We start from the raw sequence: 25,577 nt of genomic DNA, 5'->3' as shown, positions 1-25,577 counted from the left end.
TAGCATCGGAACGATGAGCGACTCTCGGCGCGACGCCACCCACCACGTGCTCCTCATCCGTCACGGGCAGACCGAATGGTCGCTGACCGACCGGCACACCGGCCGCACCGACATCGACCTGACCCCGAAGGGCGAGGAGGACGCGCGAGCACTGAACGGGATCGAGGACCGCGCGGGACTCACAGACCCCTGGGTCATGGCCTCTCCCCGGAAACGCGCCCAGCGCACCGCGCAACTCGCCGGACTGCACATCGACGAGACCAGTGAGCTGTTCGCCGAGTGGGACTACGGCGACTACGAGGGCCTGACCCGCGCTCAGATCCACGAGCGCTACGACCCCGACTGGACGATCTGGACCGGAGGCGGCCGTAACGGCGAGTCCGTGTCCGACATGACAACGCGTGTCGACGCCGCTGTCGACCACGTCGAGGAGCGTTTCGAGAAGTCCGACGTCATCGTGGTGTCGCACGGGCACTTCTCGCGGTCGTTCATCTGCCGATTCCTCGGATGGCCGATCAGCCAGGGCGCCAACATCGACCTGCGCCCCGCGGGCAGCGCGCTTCTCAGCGATCACGCGGGTGATCGACGGCTCGTCGAGTTGCGCGGACCCGAAGGCGCACGTCCGCGCAGCGGCTCCCTGTGACCCTGTCGACGGCGCTCGTCCTCGGTGGTGGCGGGCTGCTCGGCATCGGTTGGATGACAGGCGTTCTGGCCGCACTGGAGGAGTCCGACGCTCTTCCCGCGGCCGACGCCGACGTCGTCATCGGAACGTCCGCGGGTTCGGCAACGGGTGCCGCCGTTCTCCAGTATGGCTCGGCGACAACGCTTTTCGACGCGATGACCCGCAAGTCACGTCGCAACGCCGAGATGACTCCGACGGGTGATCTCGCCGCCCCGATGCAGGCTTTCGGGTCGATCGCCTCATCGACCGCCCCCGATCCTGAACGCGCACAACGTTTTGTCGCGCTGTCCGACGCACTGTCGACGGCCGACCCGCACGAACGCCGCGACGCCGTCGCATCCAGGTTGTCCGGAACGACGTGGCCGATCTCCCTGCGGGTCACGGCACTACGATCCGACGGCGAGCTCGTGGTCTTCGCGGCTGACTCGGGCGTCGATCTCGTCGACGCGGTGACCGCGAGCTGCGCGGTACCCGGAATCTGGCCGACGGTCACCATCGATGGCGCGACCTACGTCGACGGCGGCTCGTTGAGCCCGACCAACGCACATCTCGCCGAAGACGTCGAGCGCGTCATCGTTCTCGCGCCGATGGTCGACGATCCGGCGACGGCCCGACCCGACGTCGCAGCGGTTCTCGCGCGGGCCACAGTCATCTCGCCATCGTCGACCACATTGAGCCGCTCCGGCGACAACCCTTTCGATCCCGACATCCGCGGCCTGGCAGCGGTTCTCGGCTACGACGACGGACTCGAAGCGCTCTCACTGCTGCGTTGACCGTCGCTGATCGCTCGGCGATCGGCGCGCACACGCACGCATCAGCGCCGCGTCAGTTCGCTACTTCTCTGGTCAGCGCAGCGGCCAGGTCGTTCGCGTTCACCACCGGAAGGTCGCACACCGCGCCGCGGCAGACGTACGCCGCGTCGTGACCCTTGACCGGCCCGCGGCCGTCGAGCAGCGGCTGCGAGTCGCGCGCACCCGACACGACGATCGCCCCACCCGGAGCGAGTCGCCTTGCCGCAGTGGCCAATTCGCCACTGCTGCGGGAGTCTTCGGCGATCGCGACCTGGATCGGCCCATCGCGGCGCGCCTCGGCGACGGCCAGCCAATGCCCCGCTGACCGAGGCACTTTGGCCAAGAGCACGCTGCCACGCGTCAACGTCTCGTCGACGATGCTCGCGTAGCGGGTCGCGGGACCCATCCGGGCGAGTGCCGACGCGACGAGCGTGGCCTCGGCCACGAGCGAGGCGCCCGACGGCGTCGCACCGTCGGCCGGGTCCCGGGGCCGCGCGATGAGTGTTCCCTGCGCGGCGTCGAACCAGGCTCCCGCCTCGTCGGGGTCGGCGAACGTCTCGATAGCCTCGTCGAGCAACGCCAAACCCTTGTCGCACCAACTTGTTTCGCCCGTGACCTGATAGACGGTCAGCATCGCGGTGACCAGTGCAGCGTGGTCGTCGAGTGCAGCCAGCGGCGCACCGACAACTCCGCCGAGAGATGAACGCCGCAGTTGTCCGTCGACGAGATGACTGTCGACTAGCTCGGTCAGCACCTCGACAGCCAGGTCCACCCAGTCGGAATGCCCCAGCGCCGCGCCGGCCTCGGCGAGTGCGGTGACCGCCATGGCGTTCCACCCCGTCACCACCTTGTCGTCGCGCGGGGGTTGCGGGCGCGACGCCCGCGCGGTGAGGAGTCGACGCCTGACGTCCGCGTACCGGTCGGGGTCGTCGGGGTCGGTGCGCAATTGCAGCGTCGACGCACCGTGCTCGAAGGTTCCCGCTTCGGTGACGCCGAAAAGCGCTGCGGCCCAATCGCCGTCCTCGTCACCGAGAACCTCACGCAGTTGGGCGGGAGTCCACACGTAGGTCGAGCCCTCGACGCCTGCGGCATCGGCGTCGAGCGACGAGGCGAACCCGCCGACGACACGCAGATCCCGACGCAGGAAGTCGACGATCTCCTCGGCGATCCGGCCGGACAGCGGGTCGTCGACGATCCTCGCGAGATGCCCGTACACGCGGAGCAACTGGGCGTTGTCGTAGAGCATCTTCTCGAAATGCGGTACGACCCAGTCGTTGTCGACCGCATACCGCGAGAAGCCACCGCCGAGTTGGTCGTAGATTCCGCCACGGGCCATCGCATCGGTTGTGCGCATCACGGCCTGCAGAGGCGCGGCGTCTCCTGAACGTTCGTAGTGGCGCAGGAGACCTTCGAGCAACGCGGACGGTGGAAACTTCGGCGGTCCACCGAACCCGCCCGCGGCCTGATCCTCGTCGCCGAGCACGGTGGTGACCGCGTAGTCGAGTAGCCGTTCATCGACGTCGACACCACCTGCCGGAAGCGCAGAAGCGGCGTCGGACAACGCTTCTCGGACCCGTGCGCCCATCGACTCGATCTCGCTGCGCCGCGTCGTCCACGCCTGCGTCACCGCGGAGAGGATCTGCCGGAACGAGGGCATTCCGCCGCGTGGGGTGTCGGGAAAGTAGGTGCCGCAATAGAAGGGCTCACCAGAAGGGGTGAGAAAGCACGTCATCGGCCAGCCGCCCTGGCGTGTCATCGCGACCGTCGCGTTCATGTAGATCGCGTCGATGTCCGGACGTTCTTCGCGGTCGACCTTGATGCAGACGAAGTCGCGGTTCATCTGCGCGGCGGTGTCGGCGTCCTCGAAGGATTCGTGCGCCATCACGTGGCACCAGTGACATGCCGCGTAGCCCACCGACAGCAGTATCGGGACGTCGCGTCGCACCGACTCCTCGAGCGCGGCATCGGTCCACTCGCGCCAGTCGACGGGATTGTCGGCGTGCTGCCGGAGATAGGGACTCGACGATGCGCTCAGTTGATTCGGCATGTCCGATCCGTTCCGTCGCGAGAGTCGGTGGGGTCCCTGCTACCGGTCGAACCACGGGGTCAGGTGTTGCCGGAATCCCGCCGCAGCCCGGGGTTACCGGTGGTGTCGGAGGCGCTGGTGGTGTCGGCGCTGACCGATACCCCGTTGCCGGCGTCCGTCGCCATGCCGTGGTCGTCGGCGTGGGCGGCCCGCTCGGAGTCACCATCGGCAATACCCGCGCCCGCCGCATCGGTGCCCTCATCAAAGGCCTGGTCGGCTTCGGGGTGATTGGCGTCGAACGACTTCGGCAGCTTGCGGAGTTGCTTGTTCATCGAGCGGATCAGCAGTGCCGTGCCGATGAGCAGAACCACGATCACCAGCAGACCGATCGGCGAGGCCTTGCCGAACTCGGGTCCCTGCGGTTGCTGTGCGGCCAACACCGCGATTGTCGAGAACGTCATGACGTCGCCTGCTCCCCAACCCCGACGGCTTCGTCGTCGAGCGATACACCTGTGAACAGGTCTGTTTCCGGAATCGCGGTGGTCACCCGCGTCTGTGCCAACTCATATTCCTCGGTGGGCCAGAGTCGCTGCTGCCACTCGAGCGGGACCGCGAAGAACATGCCGTTGGGGTCGATCTGCGTCGCGTGTGCACGCAACGCATCGTCACGCTGAGGGAAATACTCCGCGCATTCGACCTGAGTCGTCACGCGTCCCATCAGATCGCCGCGACTGGGATCCCACTTGGAGAGCCACTCGGCGAACGGACTCTCCTGGCCGTTCTTCTCGAACTCCTCGGAGAACAGCACCATGCGGTCGCGGATGAATCCATGCGTGTAGTACAGCTTCGACACCGTCCACGGTTCGCCCGCGTCGGGGAAAGCCGCCGGGTCGCCCGCGGCCTCGAACGCCGCCACCGACACCTTGTGGCACATGATGTGGTCGGGATGGGGATATCCACCGTGCTCGTCGTAGGTGATCATCACGTGCGGGCGGAACTCGCGGACGAGCGCGACGAGTTTCTCCGTCGGCACCTCGACGGGCAACGTCGCAAACGAGCCTTCCGGCAGTGGAGGCAGCGGGTCGCCTTCCGGCAGGCCAGAGTCGACGTAACCGAGCCACGTCTGCTCGACGCCGAGCGCAGCTGCGGCCTTCGCCATCTCCTCTTTGCGGACCTCGGTCATCCGCTCCTTGATGCCCGGACGATCCATCGCCGGGTTCAAGATGTCGCCGCGTTCGCCACCGGTGAGGGTCACGATGAGGACCTCGTTGCCCTCTGCGGCGTATTTGGCCGATGTGGCCGCACCCTTGCTCGACTCGTCGTCGGGATGGGCATGCACTGCCATGAGACGGTAGCCGCCCTGCGTGCGCGATTCGGTCACGGTTCCTCGCCTTCGGATACGTACTCCTCTCATGGTAGGTATTGACCCGTGAACAGTTCAGACGGGGGCACGCCGCAGGAACCCGACCTGCACAAACAACCGCGTAGCGGACCGCGTGCCACCTATCCCGTCGCACAGTCGGCGCGGAGTCGGCGCCTGTGGTTCATCGCATCGGCCGTCACCGTTGTCGTCGTCGGTGTGATCCTCGCCGCAATCGGCTACAACAAGTTCGCCGATCCCGATGTCAGCGGACAGGCAACCGGCTACGAGCTTCTCGACAACTCGTCGGTCGCCGTCCTGTACACGGTCACCCGCAAGGATCCGACCCAGCCGGTGGCGTGCGTGGTCCGCGCCCGGGTCAAGGACGGCTCCGAGGCGGGGCGTCGTGAGGTTCTCGTACCGCCCGGCACCCAGCAGCAGGGACTACGCACCGTCGTCAAGACGTCCGGACCACCGGTCATCGGCGAAGTCTTCGGCTGCAGCACCGACGTGCCCGCCTATCTGACCTCCACCGCGTCGTGACAGACGAGCGCCCCGTGCCGACCTCGGCCACTCCCGACGGTGACGCCGGCGTTCGTGACGCGAGGGATGAGCACGTCAAGAAGGGGAAGCCGGACAAGGCGGTTTTCGCCCGTCTGAGCAGCCCGTACTTCCCCGCGTTGGTGGCACTGTTCATCGGCGTCATGGTCATCAGCAACATCACCGGCACCAAGGGTGTCGTGTTGTTCGACAGTTGGCTGCACCTCGACGTCGGCCCGATCCACATGAACGGCCTGGTCACCGACGGCGCGTTCTACCTGTTTCCGCTGGCATACGTCCTCGGCGACGTGATCAGCGAGGTCTACGGGTTCAAGGCGATGCGTCGAACGATCCTCGCGGGCTTCGCCGTCCTTCTGCTGGCCTCCCTGTGTTTCTGGGCAACCATCCACCTGCCGGCAGCCGACTTCTACGACGGCCAGGACGCGTTCACCCGCGTCGCCGGAGTGGTGCCCCAGTTCCTCCTCGCCGGGTTGGCCGGATACCTCGCAGGCGAGTTCCTCAACTCGTTCGTGCTCGTGAAAATGAAGCAACGCGCGGGCGAGAAGCGACTCTGGGCACGACTTCTCGGTTCGACCGTCGTCGGCGAATTCGCCGACACACTCGTCTTCTGTTCCATTGCCGCATCCGCACTGGGGATTTCGACCTGGGGCGACTTCATCAATTACACCGCCGTCGGATTCATTTGGAAAACGCTCGTCGAAATCCTCGTCATGCCGATCACCTACGGCGTGGTCGCCTGGCTGAAACGAGCCGAACCCAGCTACCAGCAGGCACTCGCCGAGGTCAACACGACCGACGTGTGATGTGCCACATCCGTCCGGATTTGGTATCCTGACTGAATACACGGCTCCGAGAGGGGTCGTGTTGCTGCATTTAGAGCAGGCCCACATGCCCTACCGCGTGTGACAAAACGAAACACGTGCGCGCATGAAGCATGCGGGCAGACCAAGCATTTAGAGCAGTCCATGTGTCCCGATTCGGGACAGTGCCCCGGTTCAGACATTGCCGGGGAGCGGACAACACAAAGGAGTGACCGATGACCGACACCCAGGTGACCTGGCTGACCCAGGAGTCGCACGACCGCCTCAAGAGCGAGCTCGACTCTCTGATCGCCAACCGTCCGGTCATTGCTGCCGAGATCAACGAGCGTCGCGAAGAGGGCGACCTCAAGGAGAACGGCGGCTACCACGCCGCACGCGAGGAACAGGGCCAGCAGGAAGCGCGTATCCGACAGCTCCAGGAGCTGCTCAACAACGCAAAAGTCGGCGAGGCCCCGACGCAGTCCGGCGTCGCATTGCCCGGTTCCGTCGTCACCGTCTACTACGACGGCGACAAGAGCGACGAAGAGACCTTCCTCATCGCCACCCGCGAAGAGGCCCAGGCAGGCAAACTCGAGACCTATTCACCGAGTTCGCCGCTCGGCTCCGCTCTGATCGACGCCAAGGTGGGCGACACCCGCGAGTACACCGTTCCCAGTGGCTCGGTGATCAAGGTGACGCTCGTCAAGGCCGAGCCGTATCACAGCTGACCCACTTCGGACCACAGCACGATTGAAAGGTTGCTGGGGGTTGCGGTTTCCGCAGCCCTCAGCAACCTTTCGTCGTATCTCACCGCGAGGTGATCAGTTCAGGCGCACCTTCACGCCACCCGAGAACATCGAGTCGTGCAGCTCGATGGTCGTCGGATTCGCATCCTTCGGCATGTCGAAGACAACCTTGGCGTTGACGGTGTTGCCGGGATTGATGTTGTCCCACACCGGAATGTCGGAACCGCCGAGAGCGATCTGCGCGGACGTGCTCGGTTCGAACGTGCGGCCCTGACCGTCGACGAGCTTCTGCTCCGACGGCGAGAAGCTCTGCGGCTTGTTGCTCGTGTTCTGCACCGTCATCGAGACGACGACGAACTGCCCCTGCGCCTGCTCGGTCAGGTAGGGATTGTCGCCGACGCTCGACAGACCCTTCTCCACTCCCGTCACGACGAACTCGAACTTGCCGTCGCGCACAGGAGTGTTGAGTCCTGCTGCCCCGCCGCCCTTCTCGGAGTCGGCGTTCTTACCGTCGCCGTTCTTCTGGTCGGCACCCTGCTGCGACGAGCCGGCCGACGTCGAGTTCGACGACGAATCCGAATCCGACCCGCCTCCGGACACCGCGACGATGATCACGATCAACACCACCAGCGCACCGAGGACCCACGGCCACTTGCGCCGCTTCTTGGGCGGCTGGTTGACGGGCTGACCGCCGGGAGCCTGAGGAGGAAAGCCGTACTGCGGCACCGCGTTCGGCGCTCCGGCGTACTGCCCGGCATCAGGCTGCGGGTACGCGTACTGGGGTGCACCGGACTGGGGCGCACCGGACTGGGGTGCGCCGGACTGGGGCGCACCCGACTGGGGAGCGCCCGACTGGGGAGCGCCCGACTGGGGAGCGCCCGACTGGGGCGCATTCGGGGGGTTCGTCATTGGTCTTCCTTCGTTCACGACGCCGTACGTTCGGCGACGAAGGGGACTCTATGGATCGAGTCCGACAAAAACGGCCTTGCGGTGCGTCGTCCGAACGAGTGAATCTGATGCCTCGCGGATTCACCGCGAGCCCTGACCCCGACCTGAGACGAGTTTGGCCAAAACGTCTCGTGCGGGTGTTTCGCGATGCTAAGACTCAGGTATGAAAACGCACATCACCCTGCGTCGAGTCGGGGCCTTCGCCGCTGCCGCGGCCGTCGGATTCCTCGCCTCGGTCTCGACACCTGTCCCCGCCGACGCGGCCCCCGCGCCGCTGGCGTACGTCAATCTCGGAGACAGCTACTCCGCGGGTTCAGGCGTATCCCCCACTGCGGCAGACAAACCCGGCAGTTGCACGCAGTCGAGCAACAACTTCGCGCACGTGATCGCGCGCCGCAACGGCTTCTCCCTCAACGACGTCAGTTGCGGTGGCGCACAGACGAAAGACTTCTTCACCCGCCAATATGCCGACGTCGCACCACAATTGCGCGCACTGCGCCCCGATACGCAACTCGTCACACTGATGATCGGAGGCAACGACGGCAACGTCTTCGCTGGCACCGTCGAAAAGTGTGTCGCAGCAGGCGTCGCCGCGGGATTCCGGGACACGCCATGCAAAGCTCAGTACGGCTCGACGATGACCCGCGAGATCCAGACCGCAACGTACCCGAAGATTGTGAACGCGCTCAAGGCAATTCGGGCGAAGTCGCCCGCAGCCCGGGTGGCGATCGTGAGCTACCCGCTCATCATGCCCGCGACCGCGCAGGCGTGTCCCGATCTGCCGGTTGCCGCGGGCGATCTGCCCTATGCGCACGGCATCCAGACCGCACTCAACGACGCCGTCAAGCGTGCCGCCGCGGCGACCGGGGTGACCTACGTCGACGCGACCACACCGTCGATCGGCCACGACAGCTGCAAGCCCGTCGGCGTCCGCTGGGTGGAACCGATCTTCGGCATCGTTCAGCCGGTCCCCGTGCACCCCAACGCACTTGGCGAGCGCGAGATGGCAGGCATCGTCAGTCGCGCCCTCGGCCTGGCTCGGTAGCGAGCCTGGAACCCACTACGCATATGTGTGTCGAATTGAAGGAGTTGGGTGCTGCAGCACCCAACTCCTTCGATAAGGTCCACATGTAGGTGTGGCGCAGCCGATCTCACGCAGCGTCGTCGCGCCTGATGGTCAGCGCGCCCGATTCCTCGGAAACCTGAATGTCGCTGCGCTCCAGCGTGACTCCGAGGCCGTCGAGCATCTGGAAAAGCGGCCTACCCGACGGCACGCTCGACATGTCGTCACCCGGTTCGACACTGTAGTTGGCCACCTCGGTCACCAGCGATAGTCGCCATGCCTCGCCGCGCAGCGGCTGCAGGTCGCGGCTGCGGGTCAACGGCTGCACCTCGAACGACCCGCATGTCGTCGTATCCTCCTTCGTGCACGCTCCCCCGAGCCCGATGTCGGCGAATTCGGCGTGCGACCACCACAGCACGGCGTCGACGTCGACGGTCGGCGTGATGAGCCCGTTGGGTAGCGGCCCCTCCGTCATACGGGTCAGTGGCTTCTCGAAGACGAGGAGCCCGGCGGTGCCCAGTTCGGGTAGTACGCGAATGCCCGCACCGCCGTCTGCGGACCGCGCCTCGCCGGTGACCGACTCGGGCACCCAGATCGGCGAGACCCTCGAAAGAACCTCGGCGGACGTATCGGCGCGGCCGAGGAGTCCGCGCAGCATCTTGTAGAGGTCGACGCTCTCGATGTAGTCCTCGGCGAGATCGGCGCATTCGTCCTCGGTGAGTGCGAGATCCCCGTCCCGGTACTGATCGAAGCGCGCCATCGCGTGGAGCATCCGCACGCCGACCGGGCGTATGTACGCCGCCCACTCCTCGGCCAGCCCGCGGAAGGCGTGGACCAGGGCGGCCTGAACGTCGGGCATGCCCGACGCCGCCCACGGAATCCGATTGAGCTGTCGTCGGGTAGCGGCGTGATACTCCCGATCACTGCCGGTGGTGCCGTTGCGCTTGCGGCCGACAGTTGGCTTGCGTGACTTGTGATTTCGTCTCCCCATGCGCTGCACGCTAAGCCTGATCACGCCGGGAGTCACCGCGCCCATCCACAGGCAACGCGCACATCACAACGGGTCACAGGTTATCCACAGCTCTGCCCCAGACCCTCGCTAACCTGCGCGTTCATCGTGTAGTCAGAGCATTCAACCATCCAAAGGAGGACGGACCATGAAGATGCACAAGCAGCCAATCCCCGACGTTCCGCTCGTCGTCCTCGACGACGACGCCCTCGTTTCCCATTACGCCAAGACCCTGTTCGACGAGGGCACGCCGGTTGCCGTGGTCAGCAGCAACTACTACGACGTCGTGCCGTTCATGTTGCGCAACAACGGCCACACCGTCGCGCTGGTCGCCGACGTCGACGACACGACACAGCTGGCGGAGGCGATCATGATCGTCGAACACCGCCTCGGACACGTCGCAGCGGTCATACGTTACGAAGCCGACCTGGCGACCGCTCCTCACCGCGACTCGACGCACTCCGCATCCGCGGCGTGACCTCTGCTGCCCCACCGCCGGCCACCGCAGATTCCGACACCGCAGATCAGACGCCAGAAAGTCATCGACGCCACCGCATGACAGATGACGTAAGGCCCACGACAGTCGCGTAGTACAGGCTTGATGCCATGACTACGACAACCACCACCACTGCGGCAACGAGCGCGTCGAACCCCCTCGGGTCCGAACTTGCCATCGATGCACGCGGATTGGTCAAGCAATTCGGCTCTAACCGAGCCGTCGACGGAGTCGATCTGGCGGTTCCGACCGGTTCTGTGTACGGCGTCCTCGGCCCCAACGGAGCGGGCAAGACGACCACTGTCAGCATGCTGGCCACGCTCCTACGACCAGACGCGGGCTCGGCCAAGATCTTCGGCTACGACGTCGTGCACGATTCGACGGCCGTCCGCTCGCTGGTCGGCGTTACCGGCCAGTACGCCTCCGTCGACGAAGACCTGACGGCGAGACAGAACCTCATCGTCTTCGCGCTGCTGCTCGGCTTCTCGCGGAAGGCCGCGAAGGTCCGAGCCGACGAACTGCTCGACGAGTTCTCCCTCACCGAAGCCGCCGACCGCCCACTCAAGGACTTCTCCGGCGGCATGCGTCGACGCCTCGACCTCGCGGCAAGCCTCATCGACACCCCACCCCTGCTGTTCCTCGACGAGCCGACCACCGGACTCGACCCGCGCACCCGCGCCCAGATGTGGGACACCATCCGCCGGCTCGTCGCCGACGGCGCAACCGTGCTGCTGACAACCCAGTACCTCGACGAGGCGGACCAACTCGCCGATCGCATCGCGGTGATCGACCACGGTCGTGTCATCGCCGACGACACCGCCGACGCACTGAAGAACTCGGTCGGCGCGGCGACACTGCAACTCGCACCTCTGGAACGGTCGGACGCCCCGCGCGTCGCTGAGATCGTCGAACGCGTTCTGGGCGAGCCCGCGACACTCTCGGCAGAAGCAGGCAGGATCTCCGCTCCACTGCATCGTCCGGATCTCGTACCAGACGTCCTGATCGCGATGCGCTCCGACGGCATCACCCTCGACGAGATCAACGTCCAGAAACCGAGTCTCGACGAGGTGTTCCTCACCCTCACCGGCAAGCCTGCCGACCCTCAGGACCCCGCCGATTCTCGAGACACAGCCCCTACCGACGACGCAGCCGCGCAGCAGGAGGACCTCCGATGACCACCGCACTCCCCCGAGCCGCCACGCCCGCGGCCATCACCACCGGCGCCATCCGAGCACGGGCGAAGCAGTCCGTCTCGCTTGCGGAGACCGCACGTCAGTCGTTGACGATGGCCTACCGCGGCGTGCTCAAGCTCCGGCACAACCCCGAGCAACTGTTCGACGTGACCATCATGCCGATCATCTTCACGGTGATGTTCACCTACATCTTCGGCGGTGCCATCAGTGGCAACGTCTCGTCCTATCTTCCCGTCATCATCCCGGGCATCCTCGTGCAGACCGTGGTGATGAGCTCCATCGTGACCGGAACGCAGTTGCGCGAGGACATGGACAAGGGCGTCTTCGACCGATTCCGCTCGCTGCCGATCGCACGTATCAGTCCCCTGGCGGGAGCCTTGCTCGCCGACGTGATCCGCTACCTCATCGCAAGCATCATCACTGTCGTGATGGGCCTCATCATGGGCTGGCGTCCGAACGTCCTCGGTGTCATTGCGTCGGTTGTCCTGGTCATGGTGTGCAGCTTCGCCGTCTCCTGGATCTTCGCACTCATGGGTTGCATCATGAGCAAAGCCTCTGCCGTGCAGGGAATCTCGATGCTCGTCGTCTTCCCGTTGACCTTCATGTCAAACGCGTTTGTTCCCGTCGACACGATGCCGGGCTGGTTGCAGGCATTCGTGAACGTCAATCCGGTGAGCCACCTCGTCACCGCGGTGCGTGAGCTCACCGCGACCGGACACGCAGGCATCCATGTGGTGTGGGCGCTCGCAGGCGCTGCGGTCATCACCGCGGTCTTTGCCCCGCTCGCCGTGCGCGCATACATGCGCAACGCCTGACCAGCACAGCGCCTAACCATTACACAGCGCCTTCCAACACACAGCGACGGGCCTGCCAAGCGGCGGGCCCGTCGCTCTGTGTGATCTCAGGCCAGGCGGGGCGCCTTCGACACGAGCAGTTCGGCGAGTTCCTCGGTCGCACGTCGGCGCGACATGCTCGGGATATCGGAGGTGACGTCGTCCCACTCATCCTGCGTCAGCTTCGACGCACCGACCAGATCGGTCACGACGGCGTAGTAGCCCGGATAGTCGACACGAGCCTTCAATCGTTTGCCTAGCATCAGTAGCCGAGCGCCATCGTGCCTGGTCTCGCTCCTGTCGCACAACACGTATCCCGTTGCGAGCGCGAGGTTCGCAGACTGAGGAATGTCGGTCCACCCACTCGGCGACAGCGTCTCTGCGACACCCGCGGCGAGCACGGGCAGCAGCGCACGTGCACGATCAAGCTGCTCCGTGCGCACCAGACCGATGGCGGCAACACCGATCAGCATCGCGGCCCCGGGATCTCGCGCCGCCATCGGATGCTCGCGCAACAGCAGGTCGCCCGCCCGGGCGAACATCGCCGCAGCATCAGCGAGATCTCCACGCGCGTAACGGAGTTCGCCGATCGCCAACATCATTCCGGCGAAAACCTCCGGAAACCCGCGCGGATCGGGATCCTCGGGCGTCCAGCCGTCGGCGACGTGCACCAATTGTTCTTCTGCGGCGTCGAGTTGGCCCAGATTGATCAGCGTCACCGCGAGGTAGCAGCGGGTCTGCATCTCGTCCTCGAAGGAACCCAGTCGGACCAGGTCGGCGATTCCGCCCCGATAAAAGTCAACGGCGGCAGACCAATTCGCCTGCTGACTGTGGATTCCGCCGAGACTCACCTGAGACATCGCCGACATCCAGTGGTCACTCCCGAGCCGCGACCGCTTGCGCAGAATCTCTCCGTCGCATTCCGCCTTGTCCAGACGTCCGAGGTTCTCGGCAAGATTCATTCGTCCGCCGAGCGCTGTCGTCGCGACCCGCTCATCGGAACTCTGGGTACCACGCACGATGTAGCGGATGGCTTCGGTCGTGCTCCGACTCAGCACGCACGCGGTCATCAGTTCGGTTGGCTCGAGATAGATCCGAGCGGGATTGTGCAGTCGTCGCAGGTAGTACCGTGCACGTGCGAGCTCTCGAAGGTCTTGGCGCAGCATCTGGTGCGTCATCGACGCGAGAACCGTTGCCTCCCAATCACGCCGCCGCTCATCGGACAGGTCACGAGGAGGCGTCGGCAACACGTCGATCAGCCGCGACCCCCAGTTCATGATCTCCGCGTGCAGGCCACGCGCCATCCAGAACCCGGCGAGGATCGGAAAGATCCGCACCGCACAGTCGACGGCGTCGACCACCTCCGAGTCGTCCTTCTCGCCGTGCGCGATCACCCCCGTACCTATCGTCTCCGTGCAGTGGCGGAGCACCCAGACGAGATTGTCGACGTCGGCGGCCACGCGGGTCATCAGCCCTGCGTCGACACCGGACTCGTAGCCGGCAACCGCCTCCGACGCAACGGATCTGCCCCACTCACGCATCGCGGAGTTGACCTCCGATGACAGCCCCGGCTCCGCCGCGAGTTTCTCCTCGCCGAACTCGCGCACCATCTCCAGCATCCGATACCGCACCCGACCGTCGGCCTCGATCACGGTCAGCAACGACTGATTGACCAGCGAGGCGAGCGTGTCGTCGAGCCGAAAACCGCGATAGCCCAGCACGATTCCCGCCGCGTCAACCGTGAACCCGGCCGGAAATCTGCACAGTCGGCGCAGCGCCTCACGCGCATCGTCGTCGAGAAGGTCCCAGCTCCAATCGATCACGGCCCGCAGCGTGCGATGCCGGTCGGGAGCGCTGCGGTCCGTCCCGCGAAGCAGTGCGAATCGCTCCGTCAACCGATCGGTGATCTCCTCGACCGTCATCGTGCGAATTCGGGCTGCCGCCAACTCGATTGCCAACGGTAGGCCGTCGAGATGCCGGCACAGTTGCGCAACGGATTCGTGCGGCAAATCGGCGTCGGGCCGCACCGCGCGGGCACGGGTGACGAACAATTCGACCGCGGCGCCGTCGTCGGTGACGTCGAGCGTCGGCAACCCGAAGATCTGCTCGGCGGGCAGCATCAGCGGCGAACGGCTCGTGACCAGGATCTTCAACGACGAGTCGGCGGCGAGCAGATCGGCCACCAGGCGTGCACACCGCTCGATGATCTGCTCGCAGTTGTCCAGGATCAGCAGCGCGTCCCGCCCACGCAGGGCGTCGATCAATCGGTCCTGCAGATCGCCGGTCGGCGCGATGCGGGGTCGGGCGTTGGTGCCGAGGTCTGATTCACCGACTCCTAGTGTCGCGGCGATGGCGGGCACCACGTCGTCGTCGTTGCGGATCGGTGCGAGCGGCACGTAGTAGACCGAGGATCCCTCGTCGACGAGGCGGTGTCCGACGCGGTTGGCCACCCGCGTCTTGCCCACTCCGCCCGGTCCTTGGATGGTGACGACGCGATTCGCCTTCAGCTGCTCGAGGATCGACGCGACGTCGCCCTCGCGCCCGATGAGGTCGCTCGTCTCCACCAGCAGACCCGCTTGCATGCTCGAGCGTCGCGGACTCGGAGCGGGTCGTCGAACATCGAGTTCTCCCTCGGCGAGAAGCGCGTTGTGGAACTCGGTGATCGTCGACCCTGGGTCGACCCCCAACTCTGTCGATAGTCGGCGGCGCAGCGCGGCGTACACGGCGAGCGCATCGGCGATACGTCCCTCGCCGGCAAGTGCACGCATCAGGTCAAGTGCTGCCGTTTCATCCAACGGGTCACGTGCACAACGTTGTTCGGCGATCTCCCGCGCCGTTGTGTAATCGCCGGCGTTCATCGCAACCGTGCTGCGGGCACGGTTGAGCGCGTCTTCGACATGTGTGGCTCGTGCGCGGATCTCGCCGATCAGCGGTGCGGCCTCGTCTCCGAGGTCGTCGCCCGGCTCGCCCCGCCACCACGACGCGGCGTCGTCGAGCGCGGCTGCGGCGCCCTGTGCGATGAGGTCGTCGACGATCTCGATGTCGGTGCGGGCGCCGACCAGGCGATACCCGCTTCCCGACGCTTCGATGCGCCCGGCTCCGAGGACGCCACGCAGCCGCGAGATCTGGGTGTGCAGCGCCGCACCCGGTGACCGTGGCGGATCGTCGCCCCACACATCGTCGATGAGCCGCTCAGTCGAACGGGTGCGTCCACCGGCCAGCGCCAGCGATGCCAACAACCTCTTGGCACGGATACCCGGAACCGCCACCAGATCATCCGGCGTCAGCGGCGAATCCGGCGCCGCGGACACGCCTGCGGCGACGGGACCGAGCAGACCGATCACGGTTGTTGCGGGGGCGGACACTGTGCCAGATTAGCCCCCGCGGTATGTATCACGAGCGCCCGCGCTGGACGTATCGCCGAAAGACCGTGCGGCACCGTGCTTGAATGACACGATGGCGCGCAGCTACGCACTCAACTCATTCGATCTCGACTTCTTCGACACGGCACCGGTGAGCTATCGCATCGACGTCCACCTGCCGGTCACGCCCGAACGCGCCTGGGCAGAACTGACGCGCCAGCACACACTCGACTGGTGCCGGGCGATCAGGGGCATCGAGTTCACCTCGCCACCGCCGTACGGGGTCGGCACGACCCGTCAGGCCAAACTCGGTCCCGGCGTCGCACTCTCCGAATACTTCTTCGACTGGGTCGAGGAGCCAGGAGAACACCACTACCGCAACGCATTTCGCGGAGAATCGGTGACCGTACCCGGCCTGTCGCGGTTCGGCGAACTGACCGAGGTCAGCAGCGCCGACGTCGGCTGCCGACTCGTGTGGCGCTTCGCTCTCGAACTCGCGACCGGAGCCAAACCCGTCAGGCTGTTCAGCGCACCCACGGCGGCATCGGTGTTCAAGACGGTCGAAACCGACACCCTGCGCCACTTCTCGACGCTGCGTCCGCAGGTCTGATCCGACGCTGCTCGCCGGGACAACCGTCAGCGCAGAAAGCCTGCGTCGGCGAGCGCGGCACGCACAGCCTCCTGGTGCTCTGCTCCCCTGGTCTCGGCGCTGACCGTCACCTGCACCTCGCCGAGCTGCAGGTCGTCGGCGACACGCGAATGCACGACGTCGACGACGCTCGCTCCTTTCTCACGGAGCAGTTCGAGCAATGAGATGAGGCCACCCGGGCGGTCGGGAATCGTGGCGGTGACCGTGAGGAAACGACCGGACGCGGTCAACCCCGCCGTGGTCACGTGGCTGAGCACGAGCGGGTCGATGTTGCCGCCGGACGCGACGACGCAGATCGGTCCCGGCAGGTCGAGATCGAAACTCATCAGCGCGGCGACGCCCGCGGCGCCCGCGGGTTCGACGAGCAACTTCGCGCGTTCGAGCAGCAGGAGCAGCGCAGTGGCCAACTGCGCCTCGTCGACCGTGACCACCTCGTCGACGAGCTCACGGACGTGCGCGAACGGAACGTCGCCGGGCAGCGCGACGGCGATACCGTCGGCCATCGTCGACATGTGCGTCGCCGCGATGGGCATGTCTTCCTGCAGCGACGTCGGCCATGCCGCCGCCTGCGCCGCCTGGACACCGATGATCCGCACGTCGGGGCGCCTGGCCTTGACCGCCGCGGCGATCCCGGCGAGCAGCCCACCTCCGCCAAGCGGCACGACGATCGAGCCGACGTCGGGCATCTGCTCACAGATCTCGACACCGACGGTCGCCTGACCCGCCACGATGTCGCGATGATCGAACGGGTGGATCAGCGTAGCGCCGGTCTCTTCGGCGAAAGCTCGTGCGGCGACCAGTGATTCGTCGATCGTCTCACCGACGAGCACAACCTCGGCCCCATATGCCTTGGTGGCGGCCAACTTCGGCAGAGCGGCACCCACCGGCATGTAGACGCGCGAGGTGATGCCCAGGTGCGCGGCCGACCACGCCACGCCCTGTGCGTGGTTGCCCGCGCTGGCCGCGACGACACCCGTGGCACGCTCCTCGGGCGTGAGCCGCGAGATCCGGTAGAACGCCCCTCGCGGCTTGAACGATCCTGTGCGCTGCAGGTTCTCGCACTTGAGCCAGACGTCGGAGCCGCTGCGCTCGGACAACACCCGCGACGCCACCATCGGTGTGCGGCGCATCACGGGCGCCAACACGGCCGCGGCGTCGTCGATCTCGGACTGTGTGATCAGCATGATGAGCGTCAACGTACGCGGTTGCGATGCCTCACGCAGCGCAACCCACAGCGGTACCCAGACACGAGGAGTGCGGCCTACTGCAGCGCTTGCTCCAGGTCGGCGAGGATGTCGTCGATGTCTTCGATGCCGACCGACAGACGCACCAGGTTCTCGGGCACCTCGAGCAACGACCCGGCGGTCGATGCGTGGGTCATCGCACCAGGATGCTCGATCAGCGATTCGACGCCGCCCAGCGACTCGGCGAGGGTGAACACCTCGGTGCGCGCGCAGAACTTCTTGGCGTCCTCGATGCCGCCGGACACCAGCACCGAGACCATCCCGCCGAAGCGCTTCATCTGCTTGGCGGCGACCTCGTATCCGGGATGCGAGGGATCGCCCGGGTAGAGCACGCGCTCGATATTGTCGTGACGGTTGAGGTACTCGGCGACCTTCTCGGCGTTGTCGCAATGCCGCTCCATGCGGACCGCGAGCGTCTTGATGCCGCGCATCGTCAGGTAGGCATCGAACGGGCCCGGCACAGCGCCCGCACCGTTCTGCAGGAACGCGATGTCGGAGTCGAGTTGCTCGTCGTCGGTAACCAGTGCGCCACCGACGACGTCGGAGTGTCCGCCGAGGTACTTGGTGGTGGAGTGCAGCACGACGTCGGCGCCCAGCTCCAGCGGACGCTGCAGGTACGGTGTCGCAAAGGTGTTGTCCACCACCAGTTTTGCCTGCCCCTCGTGCGCGACCTCACCGAGTCGGGCGATGTCGCCGACGTTCAGCAGCGGATTGGTCGGCGTCTCGACCCACACGAGTTTGGTCTTCGGGGTGATCGCCGCGCGTACCGCGTCGATGTCGCTGACCGGCGCCACGGAGTAGTCGATGCCCCACTGCGTGAAGACCTTGTCGATCAGGCGGAAGGTGCCGCCGTAGGCGTCGTTCGGGATCACGAGGTGGTCGCCGGGACGTAGCGATGCGCGCAGCAGCGCGTCGGTGGCAGCCATGCCTGAGGAGAAACCGCGTCCGTACGTGCCGCCCTCGATCGCGGCGACGTTCGCCTCGAGCACGCGACGCGTCGGATTTCCGGTACGCGCGTACTCGAATCCGTCACGTAGACCGCCGACGCCGTCCTGTGCGAACGTCGAACTCGCGTAGACCGGGACGTTCACCGCGCCGGTCTGCGGGTCGGGGTCGTAGCCTGCGTGGATGGCTTCGGTGGAAAAGCCGCGTGGACGCTGGTACTTCTTCACGTGAGAACTCCTCGCTGAGTGATGATTTGGACGCTAACCGGCGGTGATCGTCGGATGGGTGCTGACGAATGCCAGCAGATCATGTCGGGTGATGACGCCGATCGGTTTTCCGTCCTCGACGACCATGAGTGCGTCGGACTCGCCGAGCGCCTTGGTCGCCGCGGACACCGGCTCACCGGAACCGATGAGCGGGAACGGATCTCCCATGTGCGCCGACACGGGATCGGCGAGGTTCGCACGACCCTCGAATACCGCCGAGAGCAGGTCACGTTCGGTGACCGCGCCTGCAACCTCGCCCGCCATCACCGGCGGCTCGGCGCCGACGACCGGCATCTGCGACACCCCGTACTCGCGGAGGATCTCGATCGCGTCGCGCAGCGTCTCCTGGGGGTGCGTGTGCACGAGGTCGGGAAGCGTACCGGTCTTGCCGCGCAACACATCTCCGACGAGCAGCTCCGGCTTGTCGCCGTCGAGCGGGGTGCGCAGGAAGCCGTAGCTGCTCATCCACTCGTCGTTGAAGATCTTGGCCATGTAGCCGCGCCCACCGTCGGGCAGCAGGACCACCACGACGGAGTCGGGGCCCTCTCGCTGCGCCACCTGCAGTGCCGCGACGACCGCCATACCGCAGGAGCCGCCGACGAGCAGCCCCTCTTCGCGGGCGAGGCGTCGGGTCATGTCGAATGAGTCGGCGTCGGAGACCGCGATGATCTCGTCGGGGATGCTCGGGTCGTAGGCGTCGGGCCAGAAATCCTCACCGACACCCTCGACGAGGTACGGGCGCCCGGTGCCGCCGGAGTAGACCGAACCCTCTGGGTCGACGCCGACGACCTTGACCTTGCCGTCGGAGATCTCCTTGAGATAGCGGCCGGTGCCGGTGATGGTGCCGCCGGTGCCGACACCCGCGACGAAGTGCGTGATGGTGCCGTCGGTGTCGCGCCAGATCTCCGGGCCGGTGGTCTCGTAGTGGCTCTGCGGACCGGCGGGGTTGGAGTACTGATTGGGCTTCCACGCGCCGTCGACCTCACGGACCAGACGATCGGAGACGCTGTAGTAGCTGTCGGGGTGTTCCGGCGGGACGGCCGTCGGGCACACGACAACCTCGGCGCCGTAGGCACGCAGCACGTTGCGCTTGTCCTCGCCGACCTTGTCGGGGCACACGAAGATGCACTTGTATCCGCGCTGCTGCGCGACGAGCGCCAGCCCGACACCGGTGTTGCCCGACGTCGGCTCGACGATCGTGCCGCCGGGCTTCAGCTCCCCCGACTTCTCCGCAGCGTCGACCATCCGCACGGCGATCCGGTCTTTGCTGCTGCCGCCGGGATTGAGGTATTCGACCTTGGCCGCGACCAGCCCCGATCCGGGGGAGGTCACCGAGTTGAGCTTGACCAGTGGTGTGTTGCCCACCAGGTCGACGACGTGATTGGCGATGCGCATACTTCTATGGTCCCAGAGCGTCGCAAGCCGTCCACATTCGACTTGCCGCTAAGCTGGGACGCGTGTCCGATTCGCGTCACGTCCTCCGCGATGTCAGTGCCGCAGCGACCGCGACGGCCGCAGGGGCCGGCGCCACGTGGGCGGCATACAACGTGCTGGTCTGGCAGGCACAACAAGCCAGAACCACCATCCCGCACCGCACCGACAACGCCCCCAACGGCGACGGCATCTACCTCCCCGACGGCGGCGAGCCGCTACGCGTCACCCGCGATACCCCTGCCGATCTGCACCTGACCGTGTTCGGCGATTCGACGGCCGCGGGACTCGGCGTCGAGTCGGCAGACGACACCCCCGGCGTGCGCGTCGCCCGTCGCGTCGCGGCCGACACCGGTCGGGTCATCCGCTACAGCAACAAGGCCATCGTCGGCGCGACGTCGAAAGGCCTCGGCGCGCAGATCGACGCGATGTTGATCGCGGGACATCGACCCGACGTCGCGGTCATCCTGGTCGGCGCCAACGACGTGACCGCCACCAACGGCATCCGGGCGTCGGCGAATCGCCTGGGAGCCGCCGTCCGCCGACTGCGCGAGACGGGCGCGGTGGTCGTCGTCGGCACCTGCCCCGACTTCGGCGTGATCACCGCGATCCCGCAGCCGCTGCGGTCGGTGCTGCGCATCTGGGGCCTGCGGCTCGCTGCCCGCCAGCAGTCAGCGGTGCGCAGCGCGGGAGGCGTCGCCGTTCCGCTGGCCGATCTGCTCTCCGAGGAATTCAAGGCGAAGCCCGATCACATGTTCTCGCCCGACCACTTCCACCCGTCCGCGGCCGGATACGAGCTCGCCGCGGCGATCCTCACTCCCCCGGTCCTCGAGGAGATCGGTGAATGGGGACCGGCACCGCTGCCCGAGCCGCCCGAGATGTCGGAGACCGTCCCCGCCAGCAAATTCATGTCCCGCCTGCTGCGGCGCGCACGGACCGTCGAATGACGCACATCGATCTCAACAGCGACGTCGGCGAGTCGTTCGGCCGCTGGGAGCTCGGCGACGACGACGCCGTGCTCGAGGTGGTCACCAGCGCCAACGTTGCCTGCGGTTTTCACGCGGGCGATCCGAGCACGTTGGCACGAACATGTCGCAGTGCACTCGCGAACGGTGTCCGCATCGGTGCACAGGTCAGCTATCGGGACCTCGCGGGCTTCGGGCGGCGGTTCGTCGACGCCACACACACGGAGTTGACCGACGACGTCGTCTACCAGATCGGCGGACTGCAGGCCATTGCTCGCGCCGCCGGCGGCACGGTCAGCTACGTCAAACCACATGGGGCGCTGTACAACACAGCCGTTCACCACGACGTGCACGCGCGTGCCGTGGTCGACGCGATAGCCTCGGTCGATCCACACCTCCCCGTACTCGGCTTGCCGGGGTCACTGCTACTCGAGATCGCTTCGGATCGCGGAATACCTACGGTCCGAGAAGCTTTCGCGGATCGGGCGTACCACTCCGACGGCACCTTGGTCTCCCGCCGCGAACCGGGCGCAGTCCTCGACGATCCTGCGGCGGTCGCCAAGCGGGTGATGCGCATGGTCTCCGACGGCGTCGTCGACTCCATCGAAGGCGACACGATACGGATCGACGTCGACTCCGTCTGCCTGCACGGCGACAGCCCAGCCGCTGTCGCGATGGCGGTGGCCACCCGTGAACTGCTGACCGCCGGGGGCATCGAGATCACGCCGTTCACGTGAGCGCGGGCCGCGACGGCAGCGTCAGCGCGAGCACGGCGCCTACCAGCGCGAACACCACCGACCACCAGAACGCCGCGGAGAAACCGGCTGCCGCAGAGGCAGCCGACATGACCACGACGGCGAGGATCGCGGTGCCGAAGGAGCCGCCGAGTTGCTGGGTGATCCGGGTGAGCATGCTGGTGTCCTGACGCGCGGAGTCGGGGACGCCGATGAAGCCCGCGGCCATGATCGGCGACAACAGCAACCCGAGCCCGAGGCCACGGAGCAGCAAGGCGATCATCAACCAGACCACCGAGGTTCCCGCATCGGCGAACGCGAACGGCACGGTCGCGGCCGCCACGATCACGAACCCGCACGCCGCCACCCAGCGCCCGCCGAACCGGTCGGTCAACTTTCCCGCCAGCCCGCGGGTCACGAACGCTCCGACGCCTTGCGGGATCAGATAGAGCGCCGCCCGGAGCACCGAGTCGCCGAACACCTGCTGAAAGAACAAGGGCAGCAGGAACATTGCCCCGAACGATGCGATGCCGAATGCGAACAGTCCGGCCGACGACGCGGCAACTGCGCGATGAGCAAGAATACGGATGTCGACGATCCCCTGGCGCACAGACACCAGGCTGCGCACCACGAACACTCCCAGCGCGATCACGCCGACGACCAGCGGAATCATCACACTCCGACTGACGAAGCCCGCGTGGGCATTGGAGAGCCCGAGCAGGATCAGCGCCAAACCCGGTGCGAGAAGCAGTAATCCGACGACATCTAGGTGAGCGTGGTGATCGTCGGCGCCGCGGGTGCGGTCATCGTCGGGGATACGCCGCGCGAGGTAGAGCGCGACCGCCACGATCGGGACGTTGATGAGAAAGAGCCACCGCCAGTTGAGCCAGTTCAGGATCACGCCACCGAGCACGGGACCCAGGATCGGCCCCAGCGCGGTCGGCATCGACACCAGAGCGATGACCTGTCCGAGCGCCACTCCACGACTGGCCGACACCAGGATCGACATCATCAGCGGCATGATCAGTCCGGCGCCGAGGCCCTGTAGAACACGAAATGCGATGAGCGACGGCGCATCCCATGCCACTGCGCACAAGACCGAGCCGAGCAGGAAGATCAGCAGCCCCGCGATCCAAGCGACGCGTGACCCGAATCGCGTTGCCGCCCAATCCGCCAACGGCACCGCGACGGCGAGCGCCAGCAGGTATCCGGTACTGACCCACTGGATCGTCGACACCGGAACGTCGAGGTCTCGGCCGAGCGTCTCGAGCGCGATGGTGGTGATCGTGGTGTCGAGGATCGGTGCGATCAGACCGATGATCACAGCCCACGCGACACGACGCGTCGCGGGATCGATGGTCTGGGCCGGGGACGTTGTTGCCGTCATGGGAACCCCTTTAAGAATCATTTGTGTATCTTATTTTCGACGATAGGCTGGCGCGATAAGATACGCAAGTGGATCTTGAACACCAGGACGCCAACCCCACACGACGCCGGGGCGCCGAACTCGAGGCCGCCATCCTCGACGCCGCGTGGGAGCAACTGCTCGACCGCGGCTACTCGGGGCTGACCTTCGAGGCCGTCGCCGAACGAGCCGGAACCAGCAGGCCCGTGCTCTATCGCCGGTGGGCAACACGCGGCGACCTGCTGCGCGCCGCGATCTCGCATCGTGGGCGGCAGGTCGAGGTCGTCGTACCCGACACCGGAAATCTGCGTGACGACGTCCTCGAAGCGCTGCGCGACATGAATGACACTCGCGCCGATTTCGTGGTCATGATGGCGTCGAGTCTCGGCGAGTACTTCGCCGAAGGCGCCACCACCCCCCGTGAGGTTCGCGCGCTGTTCATCGGCGATCGGGCGTCGACCATGGCCACCATCGTCGAGCGTGCGATCGCTCGGGGCGAGGTGGACCCGGCACATGTGACCGAGCGGGCCATCGCGCTGCCTGCCGACCTCTATCGCTACGAGGTACTCATGTCCCTGAAACCCGTGTCCGACGACGTTCTGCGCACCATCGTCGACGACGTCTTCTTGCCTCTCGTCCAACCGGATACCGCATCGAAGGCTCCGCGCTCCGACGAGTGACAAATCCGGCTCTTCTGACACCCGAGCTGTCCAGTAACGTGTTTCACATGCCTGAAGCTGTCATCGTTGCCCATGCCCGCTCCCCGATCGGCCGCGCCGGAAAGGGATCCCTCAAAGACGTTCGTCCCGACGAACTCTCTCGACAGATCGTCACCGCACTTCTCGCCAAGGTCCCCGAGCTCGACCCCAAGGAAATCGAAGACATCCACTGGGGAATCGGCCAGCCCGGCGGCCAGGGCGGCTACAACATCGCCCGCGTGCTCGGCGTCGAACTCGGCTTCGATCACATCCCCGGTGTCACCGTGAACCGCTACTGCTCGTCGTCGTTGCAGACCACCCGCATGGCCCTGCACGCCATCAAGGCCGGCGAGGGTGATGTGTTCATCTCCGGTGGCGTCGAGAGCGTGTCGAGCTTCGCCATCTCCGGCGGCGCCGACGGTGCTCCCGATTCCAAGAACCCGCTGTTCGACGAGGCGCTGGCCCGCACCGAACGCTCCGCCGAGGGCGGCGCTCCCGCGTGGCACGATCCCCGAGAAGACGGCCTGATCCCCGACGTGTACATCGCGATGGGTCAGACCGCCGAGAACGTCGCGAGCTTCACCGGCATCTCGCGTGAAGACCAGGACCACTGGGGCGTGCGCAGCCAGAACCGCGCAGAGGAGGCCATCAAGGCCGGATTCTTCGAGCGCGAGATCGACCCGATCACGCTGGCCGACGGCACCGTCGTCAGCACCGACGACGGCCCCCGACCGGGCACGACCTACGAGAAGATCTCGCAGCTCAAGCCCGTCTTCCGCCCCGACGGCACCATCACCGCCGGCAACGCCTGCCCGCTGAACGACGGCGCGGCCGCGCTGGTCATCATGAGCGACACCAAGGCCAAGGAACTCGGCCTGACCCCGCTCGCGCGCGTCGTCGCCACCGCCGCGACCGGACTCTCACCCGAGATCATGGGCCTCGGGCCCATCGAGGCCGTCCGCAAGGTGCTTCGCGTCGCGGGTAAGTCGATCTCCGACATCGACCTGTTCGAGATCAACGAGGCATTCGCCGTGCAGGTCATCGGTTCGGCAAACGAGCTCGGCATCGACCACGACAAGCTGAACGTGTCCGGCGGCGCCATCGCGCTCGGCCACCCCTTCGGCATGACCGGTGCGCGTATCACCACCACGCTGCTCAACAACCTGCAGACCTACGACAAGACGTTCGGCATCGAGACGATGTGCGTCGGCGGTGGCCAGGGCATGGCGATGGTGCTCGAGCGCCTGAGCTGACCAGACCCCATCACAGCACCGCGGCCCCGCACTCCACGAAGGCGGTTTCAAGGGGTCGGCGCAACACTGCTGTTAGTTGGTGGTGATTAGATCACGCAAACGCTCGGCTGGGGTATC

General features: G+C 66.2%; 24 protein-coding genes. 14 read left to right on the top strand and 10 right to left on the bottom strand.

Annotated elements, in window-relative coordinates; translation table 11 throughout:
- Positions 1 to 13 precede the first annotated feature (13 nt).
- Both A5766_RS20750 and A5766_RS20745 read left to right on the top strand, forming a co-directional pair.
- Positions 14 to 643, top strand: a complete 630-nt coding sequence (locus A5766_RS20750; RefSeq protein WP_005202058.1) for a histidine phosphatase family protein — start codon at positions 14 to 16, stop codon at positions 641 to 643.
- Positions 640 to 1,455: a patatin-like phospholipase family protein gene (locus tag A5766_RS20745; protein ID WP_005202059.1), complete on the top strand. Its 816-nt coding sequence runs from the start codon at positions 640 to 642 to the stop codon at positions 1,453 to 1,455. The genes A5766_RS20750 and A5766_RS20745 overlap by 4 nt, the downstream gene beginning before the upstream one ends.
- 52 nt (positions 1,456 to 1,507) lie before the next feature.
- Here A5766_RS20745 and A5766_RS20740 read toward each other — a convergent pair whose 3' ends face one another.
- The 3 genes from A5766_RS20740 to mca are packed head-to-tail and all read right to left on the bottom strand — an operon-like array spanning position 1,508 to position 4,913.
- Complete coding sequence (locus A5766_RS20740) at positions 1,508 to 3,520, bottom strand: thioredoxin domain-containing protein (RefSeq protein WP_064865431.1); 2,013 nt, start codon at positions 3,518 to 3,520, stop codon at positions 1,508 to 1,510.
- A 59-nt stretch (positions 3,521 to 3,579) separates the two neighbouring features.
- Positions 3,580 to 3,960, bottom strand: a complete 381-nt coding sequence (locus A5766_RS20735) for a hypothetical protein (RefSeq protein ID WP_005202063.1) — start codon at positions 3,958 to 3,960, stop codon at positions 3,580 to 3,582.
- A complete protein-coding gene (gene mca, locus A5766_RS20730) occupies positions 3,957 to 4,913 on the bottom strand; it encodes a mycothiol conjugate amidase Mca (RefSeq protein WP_051993716.1) in 957 nt (318 codons plus the stop codon). Before mca ends, A5766_RS20735 begins: the two co-directional genes overlap by 4 nt.
- Positions 4,914 to 4,928: 15 nt before the next feature.
- Between mca and A5766_RS20725 the strand changes: the two genes are divergently transcribed.
- The 3 genes from A5766_RS20725 (at position 4,929) to greA (ending at position 6,948) form a co-directional block, all read left to right on the top strand.
- The gene (locus A5766_RS20725; protein WP_064906219.1) at positions 4,929 to 5,402 is read left to right on the top strand and encodes a DUF4307 domain-containing protein; all 474 of its coding nucleotides are present in this window, start codon (positions 4,929 to 4,931) and stop codon (positions 5,400 to 5,402) included.
- 113 nt (positions 5,403 to 5,515) lie between these two features.
- Positions 5,516 to 6,223 carry a queuosine precursor transporter gene (locus tag A5766_RS20720; protein ID WP_064906244.1) on the top strand — a complete coding sequence of 236 codons (708 nt, stop codon included), beginning with the start codon at positions 5,516 to 5,518 and terminating at the stop codon, positions 6,221 to 6,223.
- Positions 6,224 to 6,456: 233 nt separating this feature from the next.
- Complete coding sequence (greA, locus tag A5766_RS20715; protein ID WP_005202069.1) at positions 6,457 to 6,948, top strand: transcription elongation factor GreA; 492 nt, start codon at positions 6,457 to 6,459, stop codon at positions 6,946 to 6,948.
- Between the two features lie 93 nt (positions 6,949 to 7,041).
- Here greA and A5766_RS20710 read toward each other — a convergent pair whose 3' ends face one another.
- Positions 7,042 to 7,875 carry a DUF4352 domain-containing protein gene (locus tag A5766_RS20710; RefSeq protein WP_064865427.1) on the bottom strand — a complete coding sequence of 278 codons (834 nt, stop codon included), beginning with the start codon at positions 7,873 to 7,875 and terminating at the stop codon, positions 7,042 to 7,044.
- Between the two features lie 202 nt (positions 7,876 to 8,077).
- On the opposite strand from A5766_RS20710, the gene A5766_RS20705 reads away from it, so the two are divergent.
- Positions 8,078 to 8,959, top strand: coding sequence for an SGNH/GDSL hydrolase family protein (locus tag A5766_RS20705; RefSeq protein WP_005202072.1), 882 nt, complete (start codon positions 8,078 to 8,080; stop codon positions 8,957 to 8,959).
- 106 nt (positions 8,960 to 9,065) lie between these two features.
- Here the strand turns inward: A5766_RS20705 and A5766_RS20700 are convergent, their stop codons facing one another.
- Complete coding sequence (locus A5766_RS20700) at positions 9,066 to 9,968, bottom strand: hypothetical protein (protein WP_231894755.1); 903 nt, start codon at positions 9,966 to 9,968, stop codon at positions 9,066 to 9,068.
- A 166-nt stretch (positions 9,969 to 10,134) separates the two neighbouring features.
- Here A5766_RS20700 and A5766_RS20695 point away from each other — a divergent pair, with 166 nt between their 5' ends.
- The 3 genes from A5766_RS20695 (at position 10,135) to A5766_RS20685 (ending at position 12,490) form a co-directional block, all read left to right on the top strand.
- Complete coding sequence (locus tag A5766_RS20695) at positions 10,135 to 10,464, top strand: hypothetical protein (RefSeq protein WP_005202075.1); 330 nt, start codon at positions 10,135 to 10,137, stop codon at positions 10,462 to 10,464.
- Between the two features lie 128 nt (positions 10,465 to 10,592).
- Complete coding sequence (locus A5766_RS20690) at positions 10,593 to 11,657, top strand: ATP-binding cassette domain-containing protein (RefSeq protein WP_064906217.1); 1,065 nt, start codon at positions 10,593 to 10,595, stop codon at positions 11,655 to 11,657.
- Complete coding sequence (locus tag A5766_RS20685; RefSeq protein WP_005202077.1) at positions 11,654 to 12,490, top strand: ABC transporter permease; 837 nt, start codon at positions 11,654 to 11,656, stop codon at positions 12,488 to 12,490. The genes A5766_RS20690 and A5766_RS20685 overlap by 4 nt, the downstream gene beginning before the upstream one ends.
- An 86-nt stretch (positions 12,491 to 12,576) precedes the next feature.
- Here A5766_RS20685 and A5766_RS20680 read toward each other — a convergent pair whose 3' ends face one another.
- The gene (locus tag A5766_RS20680; RefSeq protein WP_064906215.1) at positions 12,577 to 15,873 is read right to left on the bottom strand and encodes an AfsR/SARP family transcriptional regulator; all 3,297 of its coding nucleotides are present in this window, start codon (positions 15,871 to 15,873) and stop codon (positions 12,577 to 12,579) included.
- Between the two features lie 91 nt (positions 15,874 to 15,964).
- Here A5766_RS20680 and A5766_RS20675 point away from each other — a divergent pair, with 91 nt between their 5' ends.
- The gene (locus tag A5766_RS20675; RefSeq protein WP_064906213.1) at positions 15,965 to 16,480 is read left to right on the top strand and encodes an SRPBCC family protein; all 516 of its coding nucleotides are present in this window, start codon (positions 15,965 to 15,967) and stop codon (positions 16,478 to 16,480) included.
- A 26-nt stretch (positions 16,481 to 16,506) separates the two neighbouring features.
- Here A5766_RS20675 and ilvA read toward each other — a convergent pair whose 3' ends face one another.
- The 3 genes from ilvA to A5766_RS20660 form a co-directional block, all read right to left on the bottom strand.
- Complete coding sequence (ilvA, locus tag A5766_RS20670; RefSeq protein ID WP_064906211.1) at positions 16,507 to 17,703, bottom strand: threonine ammonia-lyase; 1,197 nt, start codon at positions 17,701 to 17,703, stop codon at positions 16,507 to 16,509.
- A 77-nt stretch (positions 17,704 to 17,780) separates the two neighbouring features.
- Complete coding sequence (locus tag A5766_RS20665; RefSeq protein WP_064906210.1) at positions 17,781 to 18,935, bottom strand: cystathionine gamma-synthase; 1,155 nt, start codon at positions 18,933 to 18,935, stop codon at positions 17,781 to 17,783.
- A 33-nt stretch (positions 18,936 to 18,968) separates the two neighbouring features.
- Positions 18,969 to 20,369 carry a cystathionine beta-synthase gene (locus A5766_RS20660; RefSeq protein ID WP_005202088.1) on the bottom strand — a complete coding sequence of 467 codons (1,401 nt, stop codon included), beginning with the start codon at positions 20,367 to 20,369 and terminating at the stop codon, positions 18,969 to 18,971.
- Between the two features lie 62 nt (positions 20,370 to 20,431).
- Between A5766_RS20660 and A5766_RS20655 the strand changes: the two genes are divergently transcribed.
- On the top strand, positions 20,432 to 21,352 hold the full coding sequence (locus A5766_RS20655; RefSeq protein WP_064906208.1) for an SGNH/GDSL hydrolase family protein: 921 nt from the start codon (positions 20,432 to 20,434) through the stop codon (positions 21,350 to 21,352).
- Positions 21,349 to 22,107: a LamB/YcsF family protein gene (locus A5766_RS20650; protein WP_064906206.1), complete on the top strand. Its 759-nt coding sequence runs from the start codon at positions 21,349 to 21,351 to the stop codon at positions 22,105 to 22,107. The genes A5766_RS20655 and A5766_RS20650 overlap by 4 nt, the downstream gene beginning before the upstream one ends.
- Here A5766_RS20650 and A5766_RS20645 read toward each other — a convergent pair.
- On the bottom strand, positions 22,100 to 23,491 hold the full coding sequence (locus A5766_RS20645; RefSeq protein ID WP_064906204.1) for a DHA2 family efflux MFS transporter permease subunit: 1,392 nt from the start codon (positions 23,489 to 23,491) through the stop codon (positions 22,100 to 22,102). The genes A5766_RS20650 and A5766_RS20645 overlap by 8 nt on opposite strands.
- A gap of 68 nt (positions 23,492 to 23,559) precedes the next feature.
- Between A5766_RS20645 and A5766_RS20640 the strand changes: the two genes are divergently transcribed.
- Together A5766_RS20640 and A5766_RS20635 are read left to right on the top strand one after the other, a co-directional pair.
- Positions 23,560 to 24,189: a TetR/AcrR family transcriptional regulator gene (locus A5766_RS20640; protein ID WP_064906201.1), complete on the top strand. Its 630-nt coding sequence runs from the start codon at positions 23,560 to 23,562 to the stop codon at positions 24,187 to 24,189.
- 47 nt (positions 24,190 to 24,236) lie between these two features.
- The gene (locus A5766_RS20635; protein ID WP_064863223.1) at positions 24,237 to 25,460 is read left to right on the top strand and encodes an acetyl-CoA C-acetyltransferase; all 1,224 of its coding nucleotides are present in this window, start codon (positions 24,237 to 24,239) and stop codon (positions 25,458 to 25,460) included.
- The last annotated feature ends 117 nt before the right edge of the window (positions 25,461 to 25,577 follow it).

The sequence above is a fragment of the Gordonia sp. 852002-51296_SCH5728562-b genome (genome assembly GCF_001665475.1).
Lineage (GTDB): Bacteria > Actinomycetota > Actinomycetes > Mycobacteriales > Mycobacteriaceae > Gordonia > Gordonia sputi.
Note: the sequence above shows the minus strand (reverse complement) of the source record. Positions and strands in the feature narration are given on the sequence as shown.